19 protein-coding genes and 2 tRNA genes are annotated in these 20,986 nt (G+C 46.5%); 10 read left to right on the top strand and 11 right to left on the bottom strand.

Annotated elements, in window-relative coordinates:
* Positions 1-64: 64 nt before the first annotated feature.
* The 6 genes from rimM (at position 65) to QFZ51_RS00260 (ending at position 5,001) form a co-directional block, all read left to right on the top strand.
* Positions 65-586 carry a ribosome maturation factor RimM gene (gene rimM / locus QFZ51_RS00285; RefSeq protein WP_079473601.1) on the top strand — a complete coding sequence of 174 codons (522 nt, stop codon included), beginning with the start codon at positions 65-67 and terminating at the stop codon, positions 584-586.
* A gap of 36 nt (positions 587-622) precedes the next feature.
* Positions 623-1,294, top strand: a complete 672-nt coding sequence (gene trmD / locus QFZ51_RS00280; RefSeq protein WP_370913337.1) for a tRNA (guanosine(37)-N1)-methyltransferase TrmD — start codon at positions 623-625, stop codon at positions 1,292-1,294.
* A 119-nt stretch (positions 1,295-1,413) separates the two neighbouring features.
* Positions 1,414-1,761 carry a 50S ribosomal protein L19 gene (gene rplS, locus QFZ51_RS00275; protein ID WP_079473603.1) on the top strand — a complete coding sequence of 116 codons (348 nt, stop codon included), beginning with the start codon at positions 1,414-1,416 and terminating at the stop codon, positions 1,759-1,761.
* Positions 1,762-1,951: 190 nt separating this feature from the next.
* Positions 1,952-2,206 (top strand): Sec-independent protein translocase subunit TatA/TatB, encoded by a 255-nt coding sequence (locus QFZ51_RS00270; protein WP_429042059.1) that lies wholly within the window; start codon positions 1,952-1,954, stop codon positions 2,204-2,206.
* Positions 2,207-2,267: 61 nt separating this feature from the next.
* Positions 2,268-3,713: an Asp-tRNA(Asn)/Glu-tRNA(Gln) amidotransferase subunit GatA gene (gatA, locus tag QFZ51_RS00265; protein ID WP_429042056.1), complete on the top strand. Its 1,446-nt coding sequence runs from the start codon at positions 2,268-2,270 to the stop codon at positions 3,711-3,713.
* A gap of 10 nt (positions 3,714-3,723) precedes the next feature.
* A complete protein-coding gene (locus QFZ51_RS00260; protein WP_429042053.1) occupies positions 3,724-5,001 on the top strand; it encodes a lytic transglycosylase domain-containing protein in 1,278 nt (425 codons plus the stop codon).
* A gap of 79 nt (positions 5,002-5,080) precedes the next feature.
* On the opposite strand, the gene QFZ51_RS00255 is transcribed toward QFZ51_RS00260, so the two are convergent.
* The 3 genes from QFZ51_RS00255 to gap all read right to left on the bottom strand — a co-directional run bounded on the left by QFZ51_RS00255 (position 5,081) and on the right by gap (position 9,005).
* The gene (locus QFZ51_RS00255; RefSeq protein ID WP_429042050.1) at positions 5,081-6,493 is read right to left on the bottom strand and encodes a cation:proton antiporter; all 1,413 of its coding nucleotides are present in this window, start codon (positions 6,491-6,493) and stop codon (positions 5,081-5,083) included.
* A gap of 138 nt (positions 6,494-6,631) precedes the next feature.
* Positions 6,632-7,825, bottom strand: a complete 1,194-nt coding sequence (locus QFZ51_RS00250; RefSeq protein ID WP_429042047.1) for a phosphoglycerate kinase — start codon at positions 7,823-7,825, stop codon at positions 6,632-6,634.
* Between the two features lie 163 nt (positions 7,826-7,988).
* On the bottom strand, positions 7,989-9,005 hold the full coding sequence (gene gap / locus QFZ51_RS00245) for a type I glyceraldehyde-3-phosphate dehydrogenase (protein WP_370913331.1): 1,017 nt from the start codon (positions 9,003-9,005) through the stop codon (positions 7,989-7,991).
* 140 nt (positions 9,006-9,145) lie between these two features.
* Here gap and QFZ51_RS00240 point away from each other — a divergent pair.
* A tRNA-Glu gene (locus tag QFZ51_RS00240) sits at positions 9,146-9,217 on the top strand.
* 58 nt (positions 9,218-9,275) lie between these two features.
* On the opposite strand, the gene QFZ51_RS00235 is transcribed toward QFZ51_RS00240, so the two are convergent.
* The 4 genes from QFZ51_RS00235 to QFZ51_RS00220 form a co-directional block, all read right to left on the bottom strand.
* Positions 9,276-10,421 carry a C1 family peptidase gene (locus tag QFZ51_RS00235; protein WP_429042044.1) on the bottom strand — a complete coding sequence of 382 codons (1,146 nt, stop codon included), beginning with the start codon at positions 10,419-10,421 and terminating at the stop codon, positions 9,276-9,278.
* A gap of 7 nt (positions 10,422-10,428) precedes the next feature.
* Complete coding sequence (locus tag QFZ51_RS00230) at positions 10,429-10,863, bottom strand: hypothetical protein (protein WP_429042042.1); 435 nt, start codon at positions 10,861-10,863, stop codon at positions 10,429-10,431.
* A 90-nt stretch (positions 10,864-10,953) separates the two neighbouring features.
* Positions 10,954-11,400, bottom strand: coding sequence for a hypothetical protein (locus QFZ51_RS00225; RefSeq protein ID WP_429042039.1), 447 nt, complete (start codon positions 11,398-11,400; stop codon positions 10,954-10,956).
* On the bottom strand, positions 11,397-11,960 hold the full coding sequence (locus QFZ51_RS00220; RefSeq protein ID WP_429042037.1) for an RNA polymerase sigma factor: 564 nt from the start codon (positions 11,958-11,960) through the stop codon (positions 11,397-11,399). Before QFZ51_RS00220 ends, QFZ51_RS00225 begins: the two co-directional genes overlap by 4 nt.
* Before the next feature lie 276 nt (positions 11,961-12,236).
* Between QFZ51_RS00220 and QFZ51_RS00215 the strand changes: the two genes are divergently transcribed.
* The 3 genes from QFZ51_RS00215 to QFZ51_RS00205 all read left to right on the top strand — a co-directional run bounded on the left by QFZ51_RS00215 (position 12,237) and on the right by QFZ51_RS00205 (position 16,462).
* On the top strand, positions 12,237-12,923 hold the full coding sequence (locus tag QFZ51_RS00215; RefSeq protein ID WP_429042035.1) for a DUF1345 domain-containing protein: 687 nt from the start codon (positions 12,237-12,239) through the stop codon (positions 12,921-12,923).
* A 111-nt stretch (positions 12,924-13,034) separates the two neighbouring features.
* Positions 13,035-13,106: transfer RNA gene (locus QFZ51_RS00210), tRNA-Glu, on the top strand.
* A 158-nt stretch (positions 13,107-13,264) separates the two neighbouring features.
* Positions 13,265-16,462, top strand: coding sequence for a two-component regulator propeller domain-containing protein (locus tag QFZ51_RS00205; RefSeq protein WP_429042032.1), 3,198 nt, complete (start codon positions 13,265-13,267; stop codon positions 16,460-16,462).
* Between the two features lie 41 nt (positions 16,463-16,503).
* On the opposite strand, the gene QFZ51_RS00200 is transcribed toward QFZ51_RS00205, so the two are convergent.
* The 4 genes from QFZ51_RS00200 to ppk1 are packed head-to-tail and all read right to left on the bottom strand — an operon-like array spanning position 16,504 to position 20,980.
* Positions 16,504-17,907 carry an MBL fold metallo-hydrolase RNA specificity domain-containing protein gene (locus tag QFZ51_RS00200; RefSeq protein ID WP_429042031.1) on the bottom strand — a complete coding sequence of 468 codons (1,404 nt, stop codon included), beginning with the start codon at positions 17,905-17,907 and terminating at the stop codon, positions 16,504-16,506.
* A gap of 33 nt (positions 17,908-17,940) precedes the next feature.
* Entirely contained in the window at positions 17,941-18,450 is a 510-nt protein-coding gene (locus QFZ51_RS00195; RefSeq protein ID WP_429042028.1) for a DUF4442 domain-containing protein, read from the bottom strand.
* Positions 18,451-18,457: 7 nt separating this feature from the next.
* Entirely contained in the window at positions 18,458-18,961 is a 504-nt protein-coding gene (locus QFZ51_RS00190; protein ID WP_429042026.1) for a thioredoxin family protein, read from the bottom strand.
* A 27-nt stretch (positions 18,962-18,988) separates the two neighbouring features.
* Entirely contained in the window at positions 18,989-20,980 is a 1,992-nt protein-coding gene (ppk1, locus tag QFZ51_RS00185; RefSeq protein WP_429042023.1) for a polyphosphate kinase 1, read from the bottom strand.
* Positions 20,981-20,986 lie beyond the last annotated feature (6 nt).

The raw sequence follows: 20,986 nt of genomic DNA, 5'->3' as shown, positions 1-20,986 counted from the left end.
TTTTTGTTAATAGCCTCATCAGCAATCAGTTACCTGATCCGCTAAAGTCCGACAGCAAAAAATTATGAGTAATTATTTCAGTATAGGTAAACTGGCCTCCGCGCACGGTTTGCAGGGCGACCTGGTTTTAAGGCACAGCCTCGGCAAAAGATCCGCGCTGAAAGGTGTAACCGTTATATTCCTGGAAGAGCGGAAAAACAGCTTTATTCCCTACTTTATACAGCAGGTAACCGTAAAGGATACAGAAAGCGTATACATCAAGCTGGAAGGTATAGATACCAAGGAAGCCGCACACAAACTGATGCCCGCTCAGGTATACCTGCAGGAAGAAGACTTCAAACAACAAACCGCTTCCTCTGCACCCCTTGCTTTGCTGGGATTTGCCGTGGAAGACCAGCAATATGGCCCCCTGGGCACTATTGAGGAAGTCATTGAAATGCCTATGCAGGTACTCGTAAAAGTATTCATCAAGGGCAAAGAAGCCCTGCTGCCGGTTAATGAACAGTCGCTGGTGAAAGTAGACAAGAAGAACCAGACGGTACATCTCAACCTTCCGGATGGTTTAATTGAATTATACACTGGTTGATCTGATGGATTCAACTGTTATAAAGGGCACACAATCATGCGAATAGATATAATCACCGTATTACCGGAATTGCTCGAAAGCCCGCTGTCACACTCTATCATGAAGAGGGCACAGGCAAAAGGCTTACTGGAAGTACATGTACATCCGCTCAGGCAATATTCCAACCTGAAACACAACCAGGTAGACGATTACCAGTTTGGTGGTGGCGCAGGAATGGTAATGATGCTGGAGCCTATTGTAAATGCGATTGAGTCGCTCCAGGCAAAAGTGCAGTACGATGAGGTAATCTATCTCACCCCCGATGGCGAAACGCTGAACCAGAAAATGGCCAACCAGCTGTCGCTCAAAGGCAATCTGCTCATGCTTTGCGGGCACTATAAAGGTATCGATCAGCGCATCCGCGATCACTTTATCACCAAGGAAATCTCGATCGGCGATTACGTGCTGAGCGGGGGAGAGCTGGGTGCCGCCGTACTGGTGGATGCCATCGGACGCCTCCTGCCCGGTGTGCTGAATAATGAAACCAGCGCCCTTACAGACTCCTTCCAGGACAATTTACTAGCGCCGCCGGTATACACCCGCCCGGAAGAGTTCCGTGGCTGGAAGGTGCCGGAAATCCTCCTGAGCGGAGATCACAAAAAGATCGACGAATGGAGACACCAGGAATCAGTAGAAAGAACAAAACAACGCAGGCCTGACCTGTTATAACTTAATGATACATAGGTCATATAGAGCGCTTTACCATTTGACAGGGATAATTTCTTGATTTTTAATTTGGTAAATGCTATTTCTTGACTTACTTTTGCACTCCCATAAATATTTGAAAGATGAACGCAATTTCGTTTGTTCACGAACAACTGACAGCTAACAAACAGTACCCGAAGTTTAAAGCAGGCGACAACGTCACTGTCAACTATAAAATCGTGGAAGGTAATAAAGAAAGGATTCAGTCCTTTAAAGGTGATGTGTTGAAAATCCAGGGTACGGGATCAACAATGTCTTTCACTGTTAGAAAAATTTCTGATGGCATTGGTGTGGAAAGACTGTTTCCGCTTTACTCTCCTCATATCGATGGTATCGTGTTGAACAAGGTAGGTAAAGTAAGAAGAGCTAAGCTTTACTATCTGCGCGAACGTGCTGGTAAGAAAGCCCGTATCAAAGAAAAAAGGGTTTAGTATAAATACAGGGAAATTTGTTAAAAGCGGGACCATTACCGGTGCCGCTTTTTTCGTGTGCTTAAAATGGTATTAAAACTAGCGCAGGATTGCCCATAACGGTAAAAAAGCCGATTATATCTGCTATCTTTGTTGACTGAACTTTTAAACATTTGAGAAGATGACTGCTGTTTTTTTAAATTCATCATTTTTGATCCTTCAGGACATTGGAATGTCCGAGCTGCTGTTGATTGCTGTGGTAGTATTGCTGCTCTTCGGAGGTAAAAAAATTCCCGAATTAATGCGTGGCCTCGGTAAAGGTATCCGCGAGTTTAATGACGCAAAGAACAATGTGCGCCAGGAAATCGAAGAAGGAATGAGGGAAAAGCCCGTTCAGGCTGCAGCACCGGCCACTACAGATGCACCACATACCAGCACTGAAGAAGCTCCACTGCCAAAAGCATAATATTGTAGCCAACTCCCTAAAAGGAGTATTTTTCTGTTAATTTAATTTAACTGGTTTAGTCTTGTCTGAATTCAGCAGTATAATCACTTTCCATAAAGCATTATACGCCGGCAGCACAAGCTGTGCGGAGAGGGTGCGTTATTACCTCGACCGTATAGCTCAGTTAAAACACTTGAATGCCTTCCTGGAAGTGTATGAAGAGGAAGCCCTGGAGAAAGCACGCGAGCTTGATACCCGCCTCAAAAACGGGGAAAAGCTGGGCGTACTCGCGGGTGTGGTGGTAGGTATTAAAGATGTGATCTGCTATAAAGGCCATAATGTAAGCGCCGCTTCCCGAATACTGGAAGGGTTCACTTCCCTGTTCTCTGCTACCGCCGTCGAAAGATTGCTGGCAGAAGATGCTATTATCATCGGTAATCTCAACTGCGATGAATTCGCCATGGGGTCTACCAATGAAAACTCTGCCTATGGCCCCACGCTGAATGCCCTGGATAATACCCGCGTACCAGGCGGCTCTTCCGGAGGCTCTGCCGTAGCAGTACAGGCAGACTTATGCCAGGTAAGTCTTGGTAGTGATACCGGTGGCTCTGTCCGGCAACCGGCCGACTTCTGCGGTATAGTTGGCCTGAAACCCACCTATGGACGTATTTCGCGCTACGGACTCATCGCTTACGCCTCTTCATTTGACCAAATAGGCATTTTTGGCAAGAATATTGCCGATGTGGCGTCAGTTCTACAGGCGATTGCCGGTCCGGATGAGTTTGACAGTACTGCTTCCCAAAAAGAAGTTCCGGATTATAAAGCAGACCTGGAAAACAATAAAACATTCAAATTCGCGTATTTAAGGGATGCACAGTACCATGATGGGCTGGACGCGGAAATGAAGAACGGCTATATTGATTTCTTTGAAAGTTTGCAGTCTTTAGGTCATACGGTATCAGGAAAAAGTTTTGAATACCTTGACCATGTAGTTCCGGCATATTATGTACTGACTACAGCGGAAGCATCCTCCAACTTATCCCGGTTTGATGGGGTGAAATATGGACACAGAACCGCTGAAAAGAACCTGGATCTGACAGAATTTTACAAAAAAAGTAGATCCGAAGGGTTCGGAAAAGAGGTAAAACGTCGTATATTACTAGGGACTTTTGTGCTGAGTGCAGGCTATTATGACGCATATTATACTAAGGCACAACAGGTTAGGCGTCTTGTAACAGAAAAACTCAACGATATATTAGAAGAATACGACGCCATTTTAATGCCAACTGTGCCATCCACAGCATTTAAATTAGGGGAGAAGACTGATGACCCTATAGCTATGTACCTGGCTGATATTTATACGGTACTGGCAAATCTGGCAGGGGTTCCGGCTATATCCGTTCCTTTGTACCGGCATTCAAACGGAATGCCATACGGTGTACAGATCATCACAAAGAAGTTTAGCGAAGCAAACTTGTTACATATAGCGCATCAATTGATGGCTAAGGAGCAGGTTACTGTTGTTTAAAATAAATTGTATGAGAAAAATCTTTTTACTACTGCTGTTGCCAGCAATAAGTTTAGTGAGTGTGAGTGCAATGGGGGGCAATAGCAATCCTAAAGAGATGGCGTATCCGGTATTTTCACCCGATACCTCTGTAGTAAAGCTGAATCACAAGGTACGTTTACCAAAAGATACTGCTTTATTGCCATCGCCAACATCCGTGGCAGTGAAGAAAGCTGCTCAAAGCCTGCCTAACACCATTCGCAGTGCGAAAGTGTATGAACAGATCAACAATAACCTGGTTGCCGGTTACGTAAGTAACTATGCCACCCGGTATAGTCAGCATCTGCAAATCATGATCGATAAAGGACAGCCTTATTTCAATATGATTGAAAAGGTGTTCCGCGATAATGGTATCCCTGAGGAAATGAAATACCTCGCAGTAATCGAATCCAGCTTTAACACCAATGCCCGTTCCAGGGTAGGAGCGGTAGGCGCCTGGCAGTTTATGGCCGGAACCGCCCGTATCTTTGGTTTGAGCGTAGGTAAGAAAATAGACGAAAGAAAAGATTTCTATAAATCTACCCTGGCCGCTGCCCAGTTCCTTAATCAGCTGTATGCACAGTTCGACGACTGGTTACTGGTAGTTGCCGCTTACAACTGCGGCGCAGGTGGCGTTCAACGCGCTATCAAAGCCAGCGGACGTACCGATTTCTGGGGCATGCAGTACTTCCTGCCTGCAGAATCGCGTAACCATGTTTACAAATTCATTGCTACCGGTTATATTCTCGATAAGTTCAATAACTTCTTCGGTGTAAGTGAAGATAACACCATCACTGTAAATGTGCCTGTAGCAGATAACCTGTCTGCTCCCGTTGCGAGAGGCCCGTTAACAGAAGAGGAGATCTTCAATACGGTGGAAATCAATGTAACCGGCAAATACCGCCTGGAAGCAATTGCAAAGAAACTGGATATGAACGTGGCCGAATTAGACCGCTTCAACCCGGGCTTCTCCAAAGCAATGGCCAGCGCCGAAAATAACTACGACCTGCGCATCCCTAAGGAAAAGATGAAGCAGTTCATGGCAGAAAAAAATGAAATGCTGAAAGAATCTGTTCAGATGACCCTGGACGATAAAGCAGTTGGGGTAGATAAATCCAAATTCCCGCCGCCGGTGAAAATGGCAGAAAAGAATACCACCGCTAAAAAAGCAACTGCTACCAGCAGCAAAAAACATTATTCTTCCAAAAAGCATCATTATACCGCTAAAAAGAAGACTACTGCTAAAAAGAAAACTACCACAAAGAAATAATCACCCGCAAGGGTATACGAAATAAAAAAGAGACCGGTGATCATCACTGGTCTCTTTTTTTATTATCAATAATCTCATATCAGGTAGTAAGCAGGCCTTTACGTTTTTCACTAAAGGCTACCAGGTCCAGTAACGGTCCGGTCATAAAGGTGGTGGCCAGCGCCATCAGCACCATCATGGCAAATATCTCCGGCGATAAGATGCCGAGGTCAAACCCGATATTCAATACCACCAGCTCCATTAATCCCCGGGTATTCATTAATGCGCCAATAGAAACCGACTGCCGCCAGCTTTGACCCATTAAACGCGCTGTAATGGTACTGCCCCCAAATTTTCCCGCTACAGCCACCAGCATGATCATCCCAAATACTACCCAGAGATCACCCTGGTTCAATAAACCAATATGCGTTCTTAACCCGGTATACACAAAGAAGATAGGAAGTAGTAGTAATACGCTTACATCTTCCAGCTTATCTGTCAGCAGTTGCCTGATATTGGTGCCATGCGGCATGATCACACCCGCCAGGAACGCGCCAAACAAGGCATGTATCCCAATCACTTCTGCCACCCATGCAGATATCAGCAGCATAAAAAATATCAGGGATACTGCTGCTTTCTGATGGTCTTTCGCCATTTGTGCCTGCATGGTTCTGTTCAGCCAGGGGCGGACGAGCAGTAACATCACGGCTACAAATGCAATTGCCAGTAAAATGGTCACGAGGGCGCTCACTATCCCGCCAGCGTTCACAATGGCCACCACTACCGCCAGGATACACCAGGCGGTAATATCATCTGCGGCAGCGCAGGTAATGGCCATGATGCCCAGGGGCGTGTTGGTTAGTTTCCGTTCCTGTACAATCCGCGCCAGCACCGGGAAAGCGGTAATGCTCATGGCGATGCCCATAAACAGCGCGAAAGATAAAAAGCTGACATTGGCAGGAGCAAACTGTGTAAAAAGGAAATATGCCAGCCAAACGCCGAGGAAAAAAGGAATAATAATACTGGCATGACTGATCATCACCGCGTCATGCGCTTTATTCCTGATTTTACTGATATCCAGCTCCATCCCAACAATAAACATAAAGAAGGCAAGTCCTATCTGGCTGAGGAACTGGAGGTTTTTCAACGAATCTGCCGGAAATAAAAAGCCGGAAAATGACGGCGCCACCCAACCCAGCAGGGAAGGACCCAGCAACACACCCGCGATGATTTCACCTACCACTGCCGGTTGTTTCAGTTTATTGGCGATCAGTCCGAATACCCGCGCTGCCAGCATGATCAGGATGATTTGCAACAGTAACAGTCCCAGCGGGTGTTTCAGGTTTTCCAGGTAGCGCCACCAGCCGCCGGTGGCCATAGCCGCCGCTGCCGGTGCAGGAGTGATAACCGTGTGCGCATTCACCGGTAAAGATTGTCCCTTCTGAAGGATTACCCAGATCAGCGCCGCAAAAATGCCAATAATCACGGGGTACCAGAGAAAGCGTTTAGTCATGACAGGAAATTATTAATGGTTAGCTGCAAGATATAAAAAAGCAAAAAGCTATTACGGGGATAGACCGCTGCAGCAAGTTAAATCTTTGCATACGGTTATCGCTGTAATAGCTTTTTGTGGATATAATTAGCCGGCAGTTTAGCTGATAGCGGCAATTCCCGGCAGTTCTTTTCCTTCAAAGAACTCCAGTAATGCGCCACCACCGGTGGAAACATAACTTACTTTATCTGCAATCCCGAACTGGTTTACTGCAGCAACAGAGTCACCGCCACCCACCAGGGAGAAAGCTCCTTTGGCAGTAGCCGTTACAATGGCTTCGGCCACGCCTTTGGTACCAGCCTGGAAAGCAGCCATTTCAAATACGCCCATTGGTCCATTCCATAAAATAGTATTGGAGGCAGCAATGGTTTCGCTGAAAAGGGCTACAGACTTAGGTCCTATGTCGAGGCCCATCCATCCCGCAGGAATATTATCGTTGGAAACTTCCTGGGTATTTGCATCTGCTGCAAACTTATCCGCTGCAATGGAATCTACCGGCAGTAACAGTTGTACGCCTTTTTCCTTTGCTTTGGCTACCAGTTCATTCGCCAGGTCCAGTTTATCATTTTCGCAGAGGGAGCTGCCAATTTCTTTGCCCTGGGCTTTCAGGAAAGTGTAGGCCATACCGCCGCCAATGATCAGGTTGTTGGCACGGTCCATCAGGGTTTCGATGATCAGGATTTTATCGCTCACTTTAGCGCCGCCCAGGATTGCAGTAAAGGGAGATGCTGCGTCGTTGAGTACTTTTTGTGCACTGTTTACTTCTGCTTCCATCAGCAAACCGAACATACGGTTCTCTGGTGCAAAGTATTGTGCAATCACTGCCGTGGACGCATGTGCACGGTGAGCGGTACCAAATGCGTCGTTTACGTATACGTCGCCCAGTTTAGAGAGCTGTTCAGCGAATGCGGCATCACCTTTTTCTTCGGCTTTGTGGAAACGCAGGTTTTCCAGCAGCAGTACTTCGCCCATTTGCAGGTCGGCTGCCGCCTTTTCTGCCACAGGACCTACGCAGTCTTCCGCGAATTTCACGGTTGCGCCACCAAGTAAGGAAATGAGGTGGTATACCAGGTGTTTCAAAGAGTATTTATCAGTAGGACCATCTTTCGGGCGACCCAGGTGAGACATCAGGATAACGGCGCCGCCATCTTTCAGGATTTTCTGGATGGTAGGAACTGCTGCGCGCATACGGTTGTCATCCGTGATCTCGAATTTATCATTCAGGGGCACGTTGAAGTCCACGCGGATCAAGGCTTTGCGGCCGTTGAAGTTATAGTCAGAAAATTTGCTCATAATGTATCAATTTAAGATAACGAGAAGGGGTAAATTAAAAAACCGCGGTACCAACAGCGCAAAGCGAGTATATAACCAGGTAATGCTGGCCAATTGCTGCTATGGTGTAGTTCCGCGGAATTTAAAGGCTCCCGGTTTGCACCGGGAGTACCTGTTATAATTATTATTTGCTGATCAAACCGGCGAAGTACTTCACAGTACGCACCAGCTGAGATACATAGCTCATTTCGTTATCGTACCAGGAAACGGTTTTAACCATCTGGTGCTCACCTACAGTCAGTACCCTGGTTTGTGTAGCATCAAACAGGGAACCGAAGTGGATACCGATGATGTCAGAGCTTACAATTTCATCTTCGGTATAACCGAAAGATTCGTTGGAAGCAGCTTTCATAGCAGCGTTAACTTCGTCAACCGTTACTTTTTTATTGAGGATGGTAGTCAGCTCAGTTAAAGAACCGGTGATGGTAGGAACGCGTTGTGCACTACCGTCCAGTTTGCCTTTCAGTTCCGGTAATACCAGGCCGATAGCTTTTGCAGCACCGGTACTGTTAGGTACGATGTTGGCCGCAGCAGCACGGGCACGGCGCAGGTCACCTTTCGGATGCGGCGCATCCAGGGTGTTCTGGTCGTTGGTGTAAGCGTGAACGGTGGTCATTAAACCGGTGGCAATACCGTAGCTGTCCTGCAGTACTTTCGCCATAGGAGCGAGACAGTTGGTGGTGCAGGATGCGCAGGAAATAACTGTTTCGCTGCCGTCCAGGATTTCGTGGTTTACGTTGAAAACAATCGTTTTCAGATCACCTGTAGCAGGAGCAGAAATAACAACACGTTTAGCGCCGGCAGTAAGGTGAGCGGCCGCTTTATCCCTGTCAGCAAAGAAACCGGTACATTCGATCACTACATCGATGTTATGTTCTTTCCAGGGAATTTGAGACGGATCTCTCTGTGCATATATCTTCACATCTTCACCGTTCACATTGATTGCGCTTTCAGAATGCTTAACGTCTGCATCGAATCTACCCTGTGCTGAATCGTATTTCAGCAAATGCGCCAGCACGTTGGGGCTGGTGAGGTCATTGATAGCTACCACATCAATGCCGGGCATTTTGTAAATCTGGCGGTATACCAAACGGCCGATACGACCGAAACCATTAATACCAATTTTGAGAGTAGTTCCCATTTTACATCGTGATTTGAGTATGAAAAAATCGAGAGCGAATTTACAATCAATACCCTTATTAATCAATATAATTTTAGGTTATGAAAATATTTTTTGGAAATTTAGAATAACATCCTACATTTGCAATCCGAAAATGATGCGCCGCGTTGGTCAAGGGGTTAAGACGCCTCCCTTTCACGGAGGAGTCACGGGTTCGATTCCCGTACGTGGTACAAATAAAAAGGGTTCTTCTGTTTGGAAGAACCCTTTTTTATTTACGCTTTCTCACTCTTAAAAAAGCTTACGCCTGGTTGAATCCGTCAGTCCATCTTTGTGAAGCAGCACAGAGATTCCTTTCATTTTCATATAAGGAACGCTCAGGTAAATGAATCCATGTCTCCCTGCTTCAGGTCCCCACGAATTTTTTGCTTTATAATAGATATTGCCGTACTGGTCTTTCAGCTTGCCGGTAATATGCACAAGGTGGTCGTCTGTAGTGCTGAAATCCTCAAAGGAAGATTGCCGCATTTCCTGGGTCACTTTCTTTTCCGGCCGGGCTTCCGTAAGTATCAGCTCCTTATCTTCCTGCTTTTCAGGTAATACAGCTAATTCTGCAGTAAACGTAGGCTCGGTCCCGTCCAGGTCGAGGGCGAGGGAAAACCCTGCTTCGATCGCGTGATCTATGTTTTCCATAAATTCATCGAGGGGCAGGTTGTAAAACCGTTCATTGGCCCAGTTCGCCGGGATACTCAGCACAAAGGGTTTATAGAAAGGAACATGCGTAAAAGATGTAATGGTGAGGTAATTACCCGGGTTTAACTGCGTATAGGCAAGAAAGCTCATAGAGGTGTATGTCTTTCCTTCATACGGGAATTCATCCGGCGCCTTTCCTAAAAAACTATCCAGTTTGGCAGGTACTTCCTTTTTCCATCCGGTGCCCAGCTTATTGGCAGGGTCAGCATATTTTTTTACGGTGCTTTCCAGCTCTTTAAACATCACGGAATGGTTATGTTCCGTATGTCCGTTTAGCAGACCGGTATATACCGTTTGCGGTAATACCCCGAATTCAACTGAGCTGATGATGGGATCATGATTAAGGCCGCCTTCAGTAAAGCGCGCAGTGCCTTGCCGCAGGATATAATTCCTGGCTTTCAGTAAATAGGCGCATCTCACAAAATACATTTCCGAAAGATCAATTTTTTCTCCTTTCAACCGGATGATCTCGGACTCCAGGAAGGAAGTGGTGGAAAAACTCCAACAGGTACCCGAGGCGTTCTGGCTGATAACCGGTAATGCAGGAACCTCCGTTAAAACAGAGAAAACGTAGCTGCTTTTTCGCTGCGGCAGCGTAGCAACCTTTTCAGGTTTACTGTTACAGGCCTGGATAGCGGGCAGCAAAAGCAGGAATAATAAAGCAAGTAGCAGATCTTTTTTCATAACGGGCTTACCATGTTTCTTTTCTCTTTTTCAGATAATAATAATACCCGGCGAAACCTAACGACAAGCTGAAGGCCAGCATGCCTGCTGAAAGCCATCCGGATGGAAAGCTGTTCACTACTGCGCAACCGATACCGGCACTCAGTAACAGGAAAAAATATTTCGCCGCATAGTCTTTACTTTCCACACCAATCCGCAGCATCTTTTCTACTTCAGTGACATCAATCCCCCGGCTGATCATCTTGCTTTTAAGACGATAATTAAGTAGCATCCGGATCAGCGTTAGCAAAAAACCCGTTACTACATAGAACAGCAGGATGATGATGACGGTACGGATAATTACATCGGGAACATAGGTGCCATTGGCAAGCGTGAAACCGCCATCAGCACTTCCGGAAGCCGTGTGCGCATTTAAAAAACGGACTAAAATTATTTTCTTCATCTGCGTAAATTGTTTAGTAATGATGAAGCCGGCATGCCCCTGATGCGTTATTTATCATTAGACCTTCATACCGGTTTTCAGGTTGCAGTTTTACTCAAGATTTAATGTCCTGATCTTTTTCCGGTAAGTGTTATATAGTTCCATAAACTGCATGATCAATACGCCGGATAACAGCAACAATCCCGGTACAAGGCCCACCGCAGCGATGCCCGAAAAGATCCAGCTGATCGTACTCCAACACGCTATTAACCCTGCGGTCACCAGGCCGATGGCGCCAAACAGCAAGCCATATAGATACCAGGCCTCTTTTCTGTCGGGCGCACTAGCTGCAGACAACAGATCAGGAATGAGATGCGCTGTTTCGAAATCCGGTAAGGGAACTTCGCTTTCTTTGATATGGTTATACAGCATTTGGTAAGTCCTGATCTGCATTTGACAGTGGAGGCAATCCGCAATGTGTCTGGCAGCCGCCGGGTCCGCGAACTCTTCAAGTGCATAGCGCTGGAGCTGTTCTTCACTTAAATGTATCTTGCTCATAAATGCTCTTTTGAGTAATAATCAAGTAATCGTTCCTTCAATACTTTTCTTGCGCGGAACAAATAGTTTTTAACTGTTCCGGCAGGAAGTCCTGTGATGTTCATGATCTCATCAATACTGAGCTCTTCTTTATGAAATAAAGTAATAAGTGTACGGTAGACAGGTGGTAACGCAGCACTAAGCTTTTCCAGGATCTCTGCTCTTTCTTTCAGGGAAAGTAGCTGGCTGGCATCTAATGTATCCTTGTTGATTTCCTGCCAGGCGCTTTCGCGTAAAAGCAATTTATCATCATCAGGAATGTCGGTCAGTTCCGGCCTGTATTTTTGCAAATGGTCTAAACAGGTGGTGTAGCTGATTTGCGCAACCCAGGTAGACAGCCGGGATTGAAAACGGAATTTCGGAAGATACCTGAATACCTTGAGATAGATATCCTGCATTATGTCTTTTCTGTCCGACGGGTTACTGATCATCTTAAAGATAATATTTGCTACCAGTTTTTCGGTGCTGCGGAGCAATAGGGTAGCCGCATGAGGGTCGCCCTCCATGATTTTTTTTATCATGTCTTCATCCGAAAGAATAGGAAGGCGTCCTGGGTACATCGTATATATCAGACGTCATAAACAAAAAAAGGTTGCAGGAAGCAGTTGTTTCTAATGCCGGGTTTCTCAGATTTCTTCCAAAGTGTTTAACAAAGATCTTACCCGTTCAGTCATTTTATATGCTACGAAATATCTGTTGGATATTATTTTAAGAGAATGGATAATGCCAAGCGAACTTCCTTGCGGCAGGTAAGATGCTCTTATTTTTAGGTATCTTTAGAGATCAAGTTGTCTGCTATGAAAAAAAAGAAAGTCGCTTCCCTGTTGGTGAGTATGCATCCGTTACAACGGGTGCTGGTAAGTTTGGGATTCACGCTCCTGGTGTTTATTGCGTTTTTATTACTGAAGATAACAATGCATCCGTTGGTGCTGACTGCATTGTTATGGAATATCTTCGCCATTTCCTATATCACCACCGGGTGGATTGTTTTTTTCAACCGTACCATTGAAGAGATCCGCACCTGGGCGAGGATAGATGATGGCAGCCGCACTTTCGTTACATTAACAGTGGTAGTAGCATCTGTAGCGAGCCTGGTACTGGTATTGTTAATGATGTTGTCAAAAGAGCTGACCGGTCTTTCAAAGATCCTGTATCTCCCGGTGGCCGTTTCCGGCATGCTGGCTTCATGGACAATGGTACATACTACGCTCACTTTTCATTATACCCATTTGTATTACGACGATGCAGAAGATGACAATACCAAACAGGCAGAAGGACTGGAGTTTCCCAAAGAAAAAAAACCGGACTATATCGACTTCGCTTATTTCGCTTTCGTGATCGGTATGACCTTCCAGGTTTCCGATGTGGAAATCACCGGCAGAGTGATCCGGCGCACGGCATTGGCGCATGGTTTATTGTCCTTTTTGCTGAACACGTTTGTAGTAGCATTAACGATAAATTTAATTGCAGGATTGAAACAATAAGTCAGCCTGGCTACCGTGTTTTCTTCATAATCTTCTTACCTTTGATAAAGAATCGAAAAAAAGTTTTGGTTTGTAAAACATTTTCCTATCTTTGCAATCCCAAACGAAAATGCCGCGTTGGTCAAGGGGTTAAGACGCCTCCCTTTCACGGAGGAATCACGGGTTCGAATCCCGTACGTGGTACAAAAAAGAAGGACTTCTGCAAAGAAGTCCTTCTTTTATTTCAGACATTTTATGCTCATTCCCCCGCGAAAGTTTTGCTACAAAGTTGCCTCCTGCAACAAATTCACAACAACATTTAGTACATTTATTCCAACAGCACTCCTTTCCCTGAAACTGAAATGATTAATGGTCCTATAAAGGCACACGACCAACGATGGCAAACTGTAGTCAGGTATAGCTTTTACCTGCTGTGGATGATATTGTCCCTCACCAACGCCAATGCCCAGAAACGGGGAAATGCTACCTACAACTTCACCCACCTCGATATCAGCAACGGCCTGGCCAGCAACCACGTTTCCGCAGTAATGCAGGACCGGAAAGGATTTATTTGGATTGCCAGCACCGCATTACAACGTTACGACGGCACTAACCTGGTAACAGTGGCCAGTTTCGACAGGGTACCCGGCTCTATCTATTACGACGACATTTGCCTTTGTGAAGATAAAAAAGGCCGCATCTGGATGGGAACACCCGATAACATCCGGTTATATGACCCCGCTACCGACCAGGTAAGAGCCCTCCTGGTAGCCGGCAGGGACGTCCGGCCAGAAGGACTGCAATGCAGCCAGATCCTGGAAGATCATGATGGCGTAATATGGGCCACCACGCACGACGGACTGCTACGCTTCGATGAAAAGTTATTTCACTTTCAGAAAGCGTCTATCATCCCTGAAGAAGACCGCATCCAGATGATGGATGCCATCATGGAAGACGAAAGCGGTAACCTCTGGATCAGCGGAAAACACGGTGTATATATCCTTGACCGCCAACGGAAAAATTTATACAATGCGGCCAATAACCCGCAGCAACTGCCGGTACTCAACATCGATAACACCTTCAAGAAAATATTTACCGATCCCTATCACCAGGTATGGCTGGCCGGCAGACACGGACTTTTGTATAACTACGATCCTGCTTCCCGCCAACTCTCGCATTATACCTTCGATGCTCCGGAAGGCAAAAAATATAATGAAGCTTATGATGCCATCTTCGACCTGGTAACCGACAGCGATAAAAACCTCTGGATAGCCACCGAAAAAGGAGGCATATTCCGCTATAACCGCGAACTGAAACGCTTTGATCTGAACATCGCCGCCGACAATGCAGACGAAAAAGGATTTCATTATACCTACGAAGCGAATTGCTTTCTCAGCGACCGCGAAGGCCACCTCTGGATCGGTACCGACCTGGGAATAAATATCCTTAGCCTGCACAACAAAACATTCCGTATCCTCGACAACAGAACCACTTTCGCCAACACCCAACAACACCTGCCGGCAACGGAAGTAACCGGCGTTTTCCAGGCTTCCAACGGCGATGTGTACATAGGATACTGGGGAAAAGGCTTCAGCCGCTTAAATGCCAACCTGGAACTGATCCGCAACTATGTACACGATAATGGCGACCCCGCATACACACTCCCGGAGGAACGGGGACTGGTATGGACTTTCGCAGAACTGAAAGACGGGACCATCCTCGTCGGACAGGAAAATGCATTCGTCTCGCTGTTTAATCCCGCCACCGGGAAATTCATAAAACACCTCACGTCGCCCGTACTCTACGAACAAACAATACTCAACCTGAAACCACAACACGATTCCACCGTTTGGATAGGATTATACAAACGCGGACTCGCCAGCTGGAACCCTCAACAAAATACTTTTCAACACTATCATGAAATAACAGATTCCCTGAAAAGACCCGTTTCTGTAATGGATATCGTTCCGGATGGAGATTCCCTCCTGTGGCTCGGCTCCAGCAGTGCAGGTCTTATACAGTTCAATACCCGCTCACGCCGCATCACCCACCGGCAAACATTTGAACTGGATGCAAAAGTATACAGCAATATTACCTCCCTCCGCCGTTTTAATGACACCACATTACTGGCCGGCACCGATCACGGACTCTGGGTTTATAACACGCTGCGCCATACTTATAAACCGCTCCTCATTAACACTAAGCTGTTTGATCAGTGGGTACTGAGCATGGAAGAAGATGGGCCAGGCAAAATATGGTTTACCACCCAATACGGATTTTATCGCTATCATGTGGCAGACAACCGGGTGGAAACCTTCATCGAGGGTGATGATATCATCGATAACACCCGCAAAGTAAGACGCCGCATCGTAAAACTGGATGATGGCAACCTGCTCGTAGGCGCATCTGATCATATTGTTACCTTCGACCCCACCAGCCTGCGCGTAGCGCCGCCACCACCGGATGTTACTATTGTAAACCTTAAAGCACTCGACAGTATTGTACTGATCCATGCCGCACTGCAGGACAGCGTGCCGGTTACACTCAGCTATAAACAAAACTTTATCAGCATAGAGTTTAAAAGCCTGCAATACCACCAAGAAAAGATCCGCTATTACTATCAGCTGGAAGGCGTAGATGAAAACTGGGTGCTTACCGATAATTTACTGGTAGCAAAATATACCAACCTGCCTCCCGGTAATTATACCTTCCGCGTACGTGCTGTAAATACCGCGGGCACCTTCTCTGAACATATCACTGCATTACAGATCTTTATTAAACCCGCCTTCTGGCAAACCTCCTGGTTCCGGCTATTATGCCTGCTGCTGGCAGCTTCACTGGTATACCTCTACTACCGCCTTCGCATTGCAGGTATTAAAAGAGAAGCAAAACAACGCGAAGCTATTCAACAACAAATTGCCCAGCTGGAAATGAAAGCGCTGCGCGCCCAGATGAACCCGCACTTTATTTTTAATGCGCTGAACTCTATCCAAACCTTTATGATGAAAAGCGAAACAGAACAGGCCCTGGCCTACCTGAGCCGCTTCGCAAAACTGATCCGCAACGTACTCGATAATTCACAACTCAATAATACCACCGTAGCCCAGGAAATCAGTGTGCTGGAAAATTATATGGAATTGGAGAAACTCCGCTTCAGCGACGAGTTTGAATACGAAATCATCGTCGACCCCACTCTCGACGCCAACATGGTGGATGTACCCACCATGATCATTCAGCCATTCGTGGAAAATGCCATCTGGCACGGGTTACTGCACGATAAAGGGAAAGGCAAAGTAACCATCACCTTTAAAAAGGTAGATGACCGCATTTTATGTACCATAGAAGATAACGGTATCGGAAGAGAAAAATCTGCAGCCATGAAGCGCCTGAGCAAACCCCGTCACCAATCCCGCGGACTGCAAATTACCCGCGACCGCCTCTCTCTGTATAACAGCCGCTTTAATGTGGATGCCAGCTTCGATATAGAAGACCTGACTGATGAAGAAGGGAAAGCACTGGGAACAAGGGTGAACCTGTGGTTCCCGTTTGTGGAAGAATAGCAAATGGGAAAGTAGCAAGCCTTCCCATTTGCCGGAATATTTTAGGCAAGACCGGTTTCATAATGCCGTTCCGGAATTTCAATATCCAGGAAGCCTTTTTTAAACAACCATGCCTTGAAGATTTGCTGCACATCATACTCTCCATGTACCAGGAAAAGTTTTTTCACCTCTTTCGGTTGCTGACACGCCAGCCACTGGCTTAGATCTTCATAGTCGCCGTGCGCACTCATAGAACGGATCACGCCTACCGCCGCATTTACATGGAAACGGGTACCATAAATAGATACCTCCTTGGCCCCGCGCATCAGCTTACCACCGAGCGATTGCGGCTCACAATAACCCACAATCAGGATGGTATTACGGGCATTGTCGATGTTATTGGCGATATGATGCTTCACACGCCCGGCTTCTGCCATGCCCGATGCGGAAATGATCACGCAAGGTTCCTGGCGGAAATTCAACGCTTTGGATTCATCTACCGTTTTAATGTAATGCAGCCCGGGGAAGTCAAACGGATCATCATCCTTTTTCAGAATAGCAGCCACCTCCCTGTTAAATACTTCGGGATGCGCTTTGGTAACCGCAGTTGCTTCTGTCGACAGCGGGCTGTCAACAAAAATGTCAACCTTTGGCAGCTTGCCCACCAGTTGCGCATTGTTCAACGCGTACAGCAATTCCTGTGTACGGCCTACACTGAAAGCCGGAATGATCAGCTTCCCTCTTTTTTCCATACAGGTTTCCCGGATATGCCGCAGCAGCTCAGCATCAGCGGGAGCGGCGTCTGCATGCAGCGTGCTGCCATAGGTAGATTCTATCAGGATGTAATCTGCCTGTGGAAACACCTCCGGCGATTTCAGTATCGCATCGTTATAGCGGCCAATATCGCCGCTGAAAGAGATCTGCTCTGTTTTACCGTTTTCCGTGATACGCAGGTGTACAGACGCGGCGCCCACAATATGCCCGGCGTCGGTGAACATCAACTGTATGTCCTTATCAATGTTCGTCCAGGTACGGTAATCCATGGGCTTCAACCGGTCAATGGCCAGTTTGGCATCATCTACACTATACAACGGCTCTATAAAAGGAAGTCCTTCTTTCGCCATTTTTTTATTGGTGTATTTCGCATCATCGCGTTGTATTTCGGCAGAGTCGAGTAACAATATTTCCGCCAGGTCACGGGTGGCCGGTGTGCAGAAAATATCCCCTCTGAATCCAAGTTTCACCAGTCGCGGTATAAGTCCGGAATGGTCGATATGTGCATGCGACAACACCATATACGTTACTTCCTGCGGATCAAAACCAAAGTCCCTGTTAAGAGCATCTGTTTCATGACCCATGCCTTGGAACATACCACAATCCAATAAAATCTTTTTGCCATTCTTAAGTGTGATCAGGTGCTTTGATCCCGTAACAGTGCGTGCAGCACCATGAAATGCAATTTTCATATCTGAAATTTAGCGTGAACGGAGTTCAACATTTTACGATTTACATTTAAACGACCAGGTGATCGCGAAGGAGGCAATTAATATGCCGTCTTTATCCCTGCCTTCACTGTGCAGGGTTACCGTTTCTGCGGAATTATCATTTAACGCCCGCTCTATAGTAGCCCTCAGCAGCGGCAGTTCGGAGCAGGTAAAGGTGGTAGGGCCCGTGGCCTTTTTTACAAAAGTGGATTCCATGCCGGTAACGAGCATGGATACACGCCGCGGAGCGCTGCGCACATACATCATGGCGGGTAAACCGGTGCTGAGTTCTGCAGCCATCGCCAGGCAGGCAAAGTAGGTAGACCTGAACGGGTTTTGCGACAACCACCGGAAAGGAACCGTGGTTACACAGCTATTGGTTGCCAGCGATTTTAACCGCACCCCTGAAAGCCAGGCTGCCGGCAGCTTCCAGAACAGGTAGGCCGAAAACTTAAACGGATGCTGTGCAAACTTCTGAAAAGATTGCACAGCATCCGTATTAAAAGTGGTAATGCTGTTATCCATGACGATGCTATTCGTTGATATAATGGGAAGGCTGCAACGCAGCGGGTGACCATTGTTTCAGGAACTCCTGCACTTTCTTTTTATCATAGGTATCTGCCGATTCCAGCAAACCGGAATTCTGCGTATGCAGCCGGTTACCTTTCGCATCCAGTATTACCAGCACCGGGAAACCAAAGCGCTGCGGATAACCCAGCTCTTTCAGCACAGGCAGGTTCTTGTTTTCCTTGCTGTAGTTAAGATGATACACTACATAATTATCATTCAGTGCCGCTTTCAGCTCGGCATCATCTTCTATAAATTTATATAATCGTTTACACCAGATACACCAGTTACCACCAATTTGCAGCAACACATGTTTCTGTTCCTTCGCTGCCTTTTTTACAGCAGCGGCCATATCTGCCTTGGCATCAGCAGCAGGATTGTAAATATGCTCCAGGTCATGTGTTTGCGCCTGTGTGGCAGGAATCGCAAATGCCATACTCAATAACAACGTCCAAACAAACTTCTTCATAAAAAACAATTAATCAGGATATCTAATTTACACTATATTTTGCACATACTGCTGGATGGCCAGCTGGGCTTTGGCAGGGTCCTGCAACTGCAAAAGAACAATATCTTTCAGCTGTTGCTGCAACGCCGGATCATATACCGGCACACATACCTCTATCCTGCGATGGAGGTTACGGTTCATCCAGTCGGCCGAACCCATATATACTTCTTCCTGGTTATTATTATGGAAGATGAATACCCGCGCATGTTCCAGGTACCGGTCTACAATACGCGTAATGCGGATATTTTTACTTTCCGGGATATCCGGTACCAGACAATTGATACTGCGCACAATCAGGTCTATCTGTACGCCTGCTTCGCTGGCTTCATACAGTTTACTGATCATCCCTCTTTCCTGCAGGTTATTTATTTTGATGATGATCCTGCCGGGTTTCCCTTCTTTTACGTGAACAATTTCCCGGTCTATCAACCCGGAAAAACGCGTTGTCATATTAAACTGCGCTACCAGCAAATGCTGGAACTGTAAAAACTGGTAACCGGCTGGTTGCTCCCTGCTTTGAAGATAGAGGAACAGCAGTTCCATCTCCCGGGTAATTTCCTTATGTCCGGTAAACAAAACATGATCAGTATAAAAACGTGCGGTGCTTTCATTAAAATTACCGGTAGCAATAAGGCCGCAATAATCCCACTGGTATCCACGGTTACGTTTTACCAGTGCTGTTTTGGCGTGTACTTTCATGCCCGGAATACTATAAATAAGTTTTACGCCGGCATCCTTCATTTTCTTTGCCCAGCGGATATTATTCGCTTCGTCAAAGCGCGCTTTCAATTCCACAAACACCGTTACCTTTTTCCCGTTCTTAGCCGCGCTGATAAGCGCCTGTGCGATCTGTGAACCGGAAGCAATGCGGTACAGCGTTACATATATTTCCGCCACATCCGGGTCTGCGGCGGCTTCGTTAAAGAAGCGCAGGATGTAATCATATCGCTGATAGGGGAGATGTACCAGCAGGTCCTGTTGTAATACGAGGTCCAGCAACCGGTCGGTAGCCACAATGGCTTTGTTTTCGGCAGGTATTACTTTGGGATAATCCACCTGTTGTAATCCTGCCGGTGCGGGCAGGTTAGCCAGGTCTTTCAGGTTATGATAACGTCCGCCCATTACCTGTTCATCTTCCTGTACATCAAACTGGATGGCCAGGAAATGCAGCAGTGACCGGGAAATGGCGGCGTCATACAGGAAACGGGTAGGTACGCCTAACTCACGTTTACGGATCAACGTTTCCACTTCTTCCAGGATATCGCCTTTCATTTCGTCCATATCCATTTCAGCATTGCGGGTAAGCTTCACACTATGACAACTTTCCACCGTATAGCCCGGGAAAAGGTAGGACAAATGAGCACGGATAATATCGTCGAGAAAAGCAATGTAATGAATACCATCCAGCGATGGCAGCTGCTGAAAACGCGGCAGGTCGGCAGGAATATTCACAATTACAAATTCCTGTATGCCCGTATTATTTTCAGGTACCAGCGTTACCGCCAGGTACAGCTGATTGTTTTCAAGAAATAATTTTTTATGTTTCCCATTGAGCCATACTGGCTGCAAATAGGCCAGTACAGTAGTAAGGAAATAATATTTTGTAAAGGAGAGATGAGCAGTTTGGAAGGGTTGATTATAATACAATTGTACGCCCTGTGTCTGCAGGTCCGGCAACACGCTGCCGGTGAAGATCTGGCCGTATTCCTGTTGCTGCCGGTTTATTTCCTGCAGCACCTGTTGTAAGGTATCGCTGCTGATGGATTCATTTTCACCGGCTGCCGGATCATTTTCCAGTACCCGGTTAATTGTAAGTATAGCCGGCATTCTCACCCGGAAAAATTCATCGAGGTTGGAAGAAAAGATGGAAAGGAATTTAATCCTTTCGTATAGTGGTACCTGTTGGTCTGCCGCCATCAACAACACCCGGTAATTAAAGGATAACCAGCTGAGATCGCGGTTATATAAAGGAACACCCATGAATCA

The sequence above is a fragment of the Chitinophaga sp. W3I9 genome (assembly GCF_050434025.1).
GTDB lineage: Bacteria > Bacteroidota > Bacteroidia > Chitinophagales > Chitinophagaceae > Chitinophaga.
This window is presented reverse-complemented; position numbering and strand designations above follow the sequence as displayed.

Coding starts and splice junctions, on each gene's coding strand:
- QFZ51_RS00230 (WP_429042042.1), bottom strand. CDS start 10,863: ATGAAGAAAATAATTTTAGTCCGTTTTTTAAATGCGCACACGGCTTCC.
- QFZ51_RS00250 (WP_429042047.1), bottom strand. CDS start 7,825: ATGAGCAAATTTTCTGACTATAACTTCAACGGCCGCAAAGCCTTGATC.
- QFZ51_RS00190 (WP_429042026.1), bottom strand. CDS start 18,961: ATGAAGAAGTTTGTTTGGACGTTGTTATTGAGTATGGCATTTGCGATT.
- ppk1 (WP_429042023.1), bottom strand. CDS start 20,980: ATGGGTGTTCCTTTATATAACCGCGATCTCAGCTGGTTATCCTTTAAT.
- rplS (WP_079473603.1), top strand. CDS start 1,414: ATGAACGCAATTTCGTTTGTTCACGAACAACTGACAGCTAACAAACAG.
- QFZ51_RS00205 (WP_429042032.1), top strand. CDS start 13,265: ATGATTAATGGTCCTATAAAGGCACACGACCAACGATGGCAAACTGTA.
- QFZ51_RS00255 (WP_429042050.1), bottom strand. CDS start 6,493: ATGACTAAACGCTTTCTCTGGTACCCCGTGATTATTGGCATTTTTGCG.
- gap (WP_370913331.1), bottom strand. CDS start 9,005: ATGGGAACTACTCTCAAAATTGGTATTAATGGTTTCGGTCGTATCGGC.
- QFZ51_RS00195 (WP_429042028.1), bottom strand. CDS start 18,450: ATGGATAACAGCATTACCACTTTTAATACGGATGCTGTGCAATCTTTT.
- QFZ51_RS00260 (WP_429042053.1), top strand. CDS start 3,724: ATGAGAAAAATCTTTTTACTACTGCTGTTGCCAGCAATAAGTTTAGTG.
- QFZ51_RS00215 (WP_429042035.1), top strand. CDS start 12,237: ATGAAAAAAAAGAAAGTCGCTTCCCTGTTGGTGAGTATGCATCCGTTA.
- QFZ51_RS00220 (WP_429042037.1), bottom strand. CDS start 11,960: ATGATAAAAAAAATCATGGAGGGCGACCCTCATGCGGCTACCCTATTG.
- rimM (WP_079473601.1), top strand. CDS start 65: ATGAGTAATTATTTCAGTATAGGTAAACTGGCCTCCGCGCACGGTTTG.
- QFZ51_RS00235 (WP_429042044.1), bottom strand. CDS start 10,421: ATGAAAAAAGATCTGCTACTTGCTTTATTATTCCTGCTTTTGCTGCCC.
- trmD (WP_370913337.1), top strand. CDS start 623: ATGCGAATAGATATAATCACCGTATTACCGGAATTGCTCGAAAGCCCG.
- QFZ51_RS00225 (WP_429042039.1), bottom strand. CDS start 11,400: ATGAGCAAGATACATTTAAGTGAAGAACAGCTCCAGCGCTATGCACTT.
- QFZ51_RS00200 (WP_429042031.1), bottom strand. CDS start 17,907: ATGAAAATTGCATTTCATGGTGCTGCACGCACTGTTACGGGATCAAAG.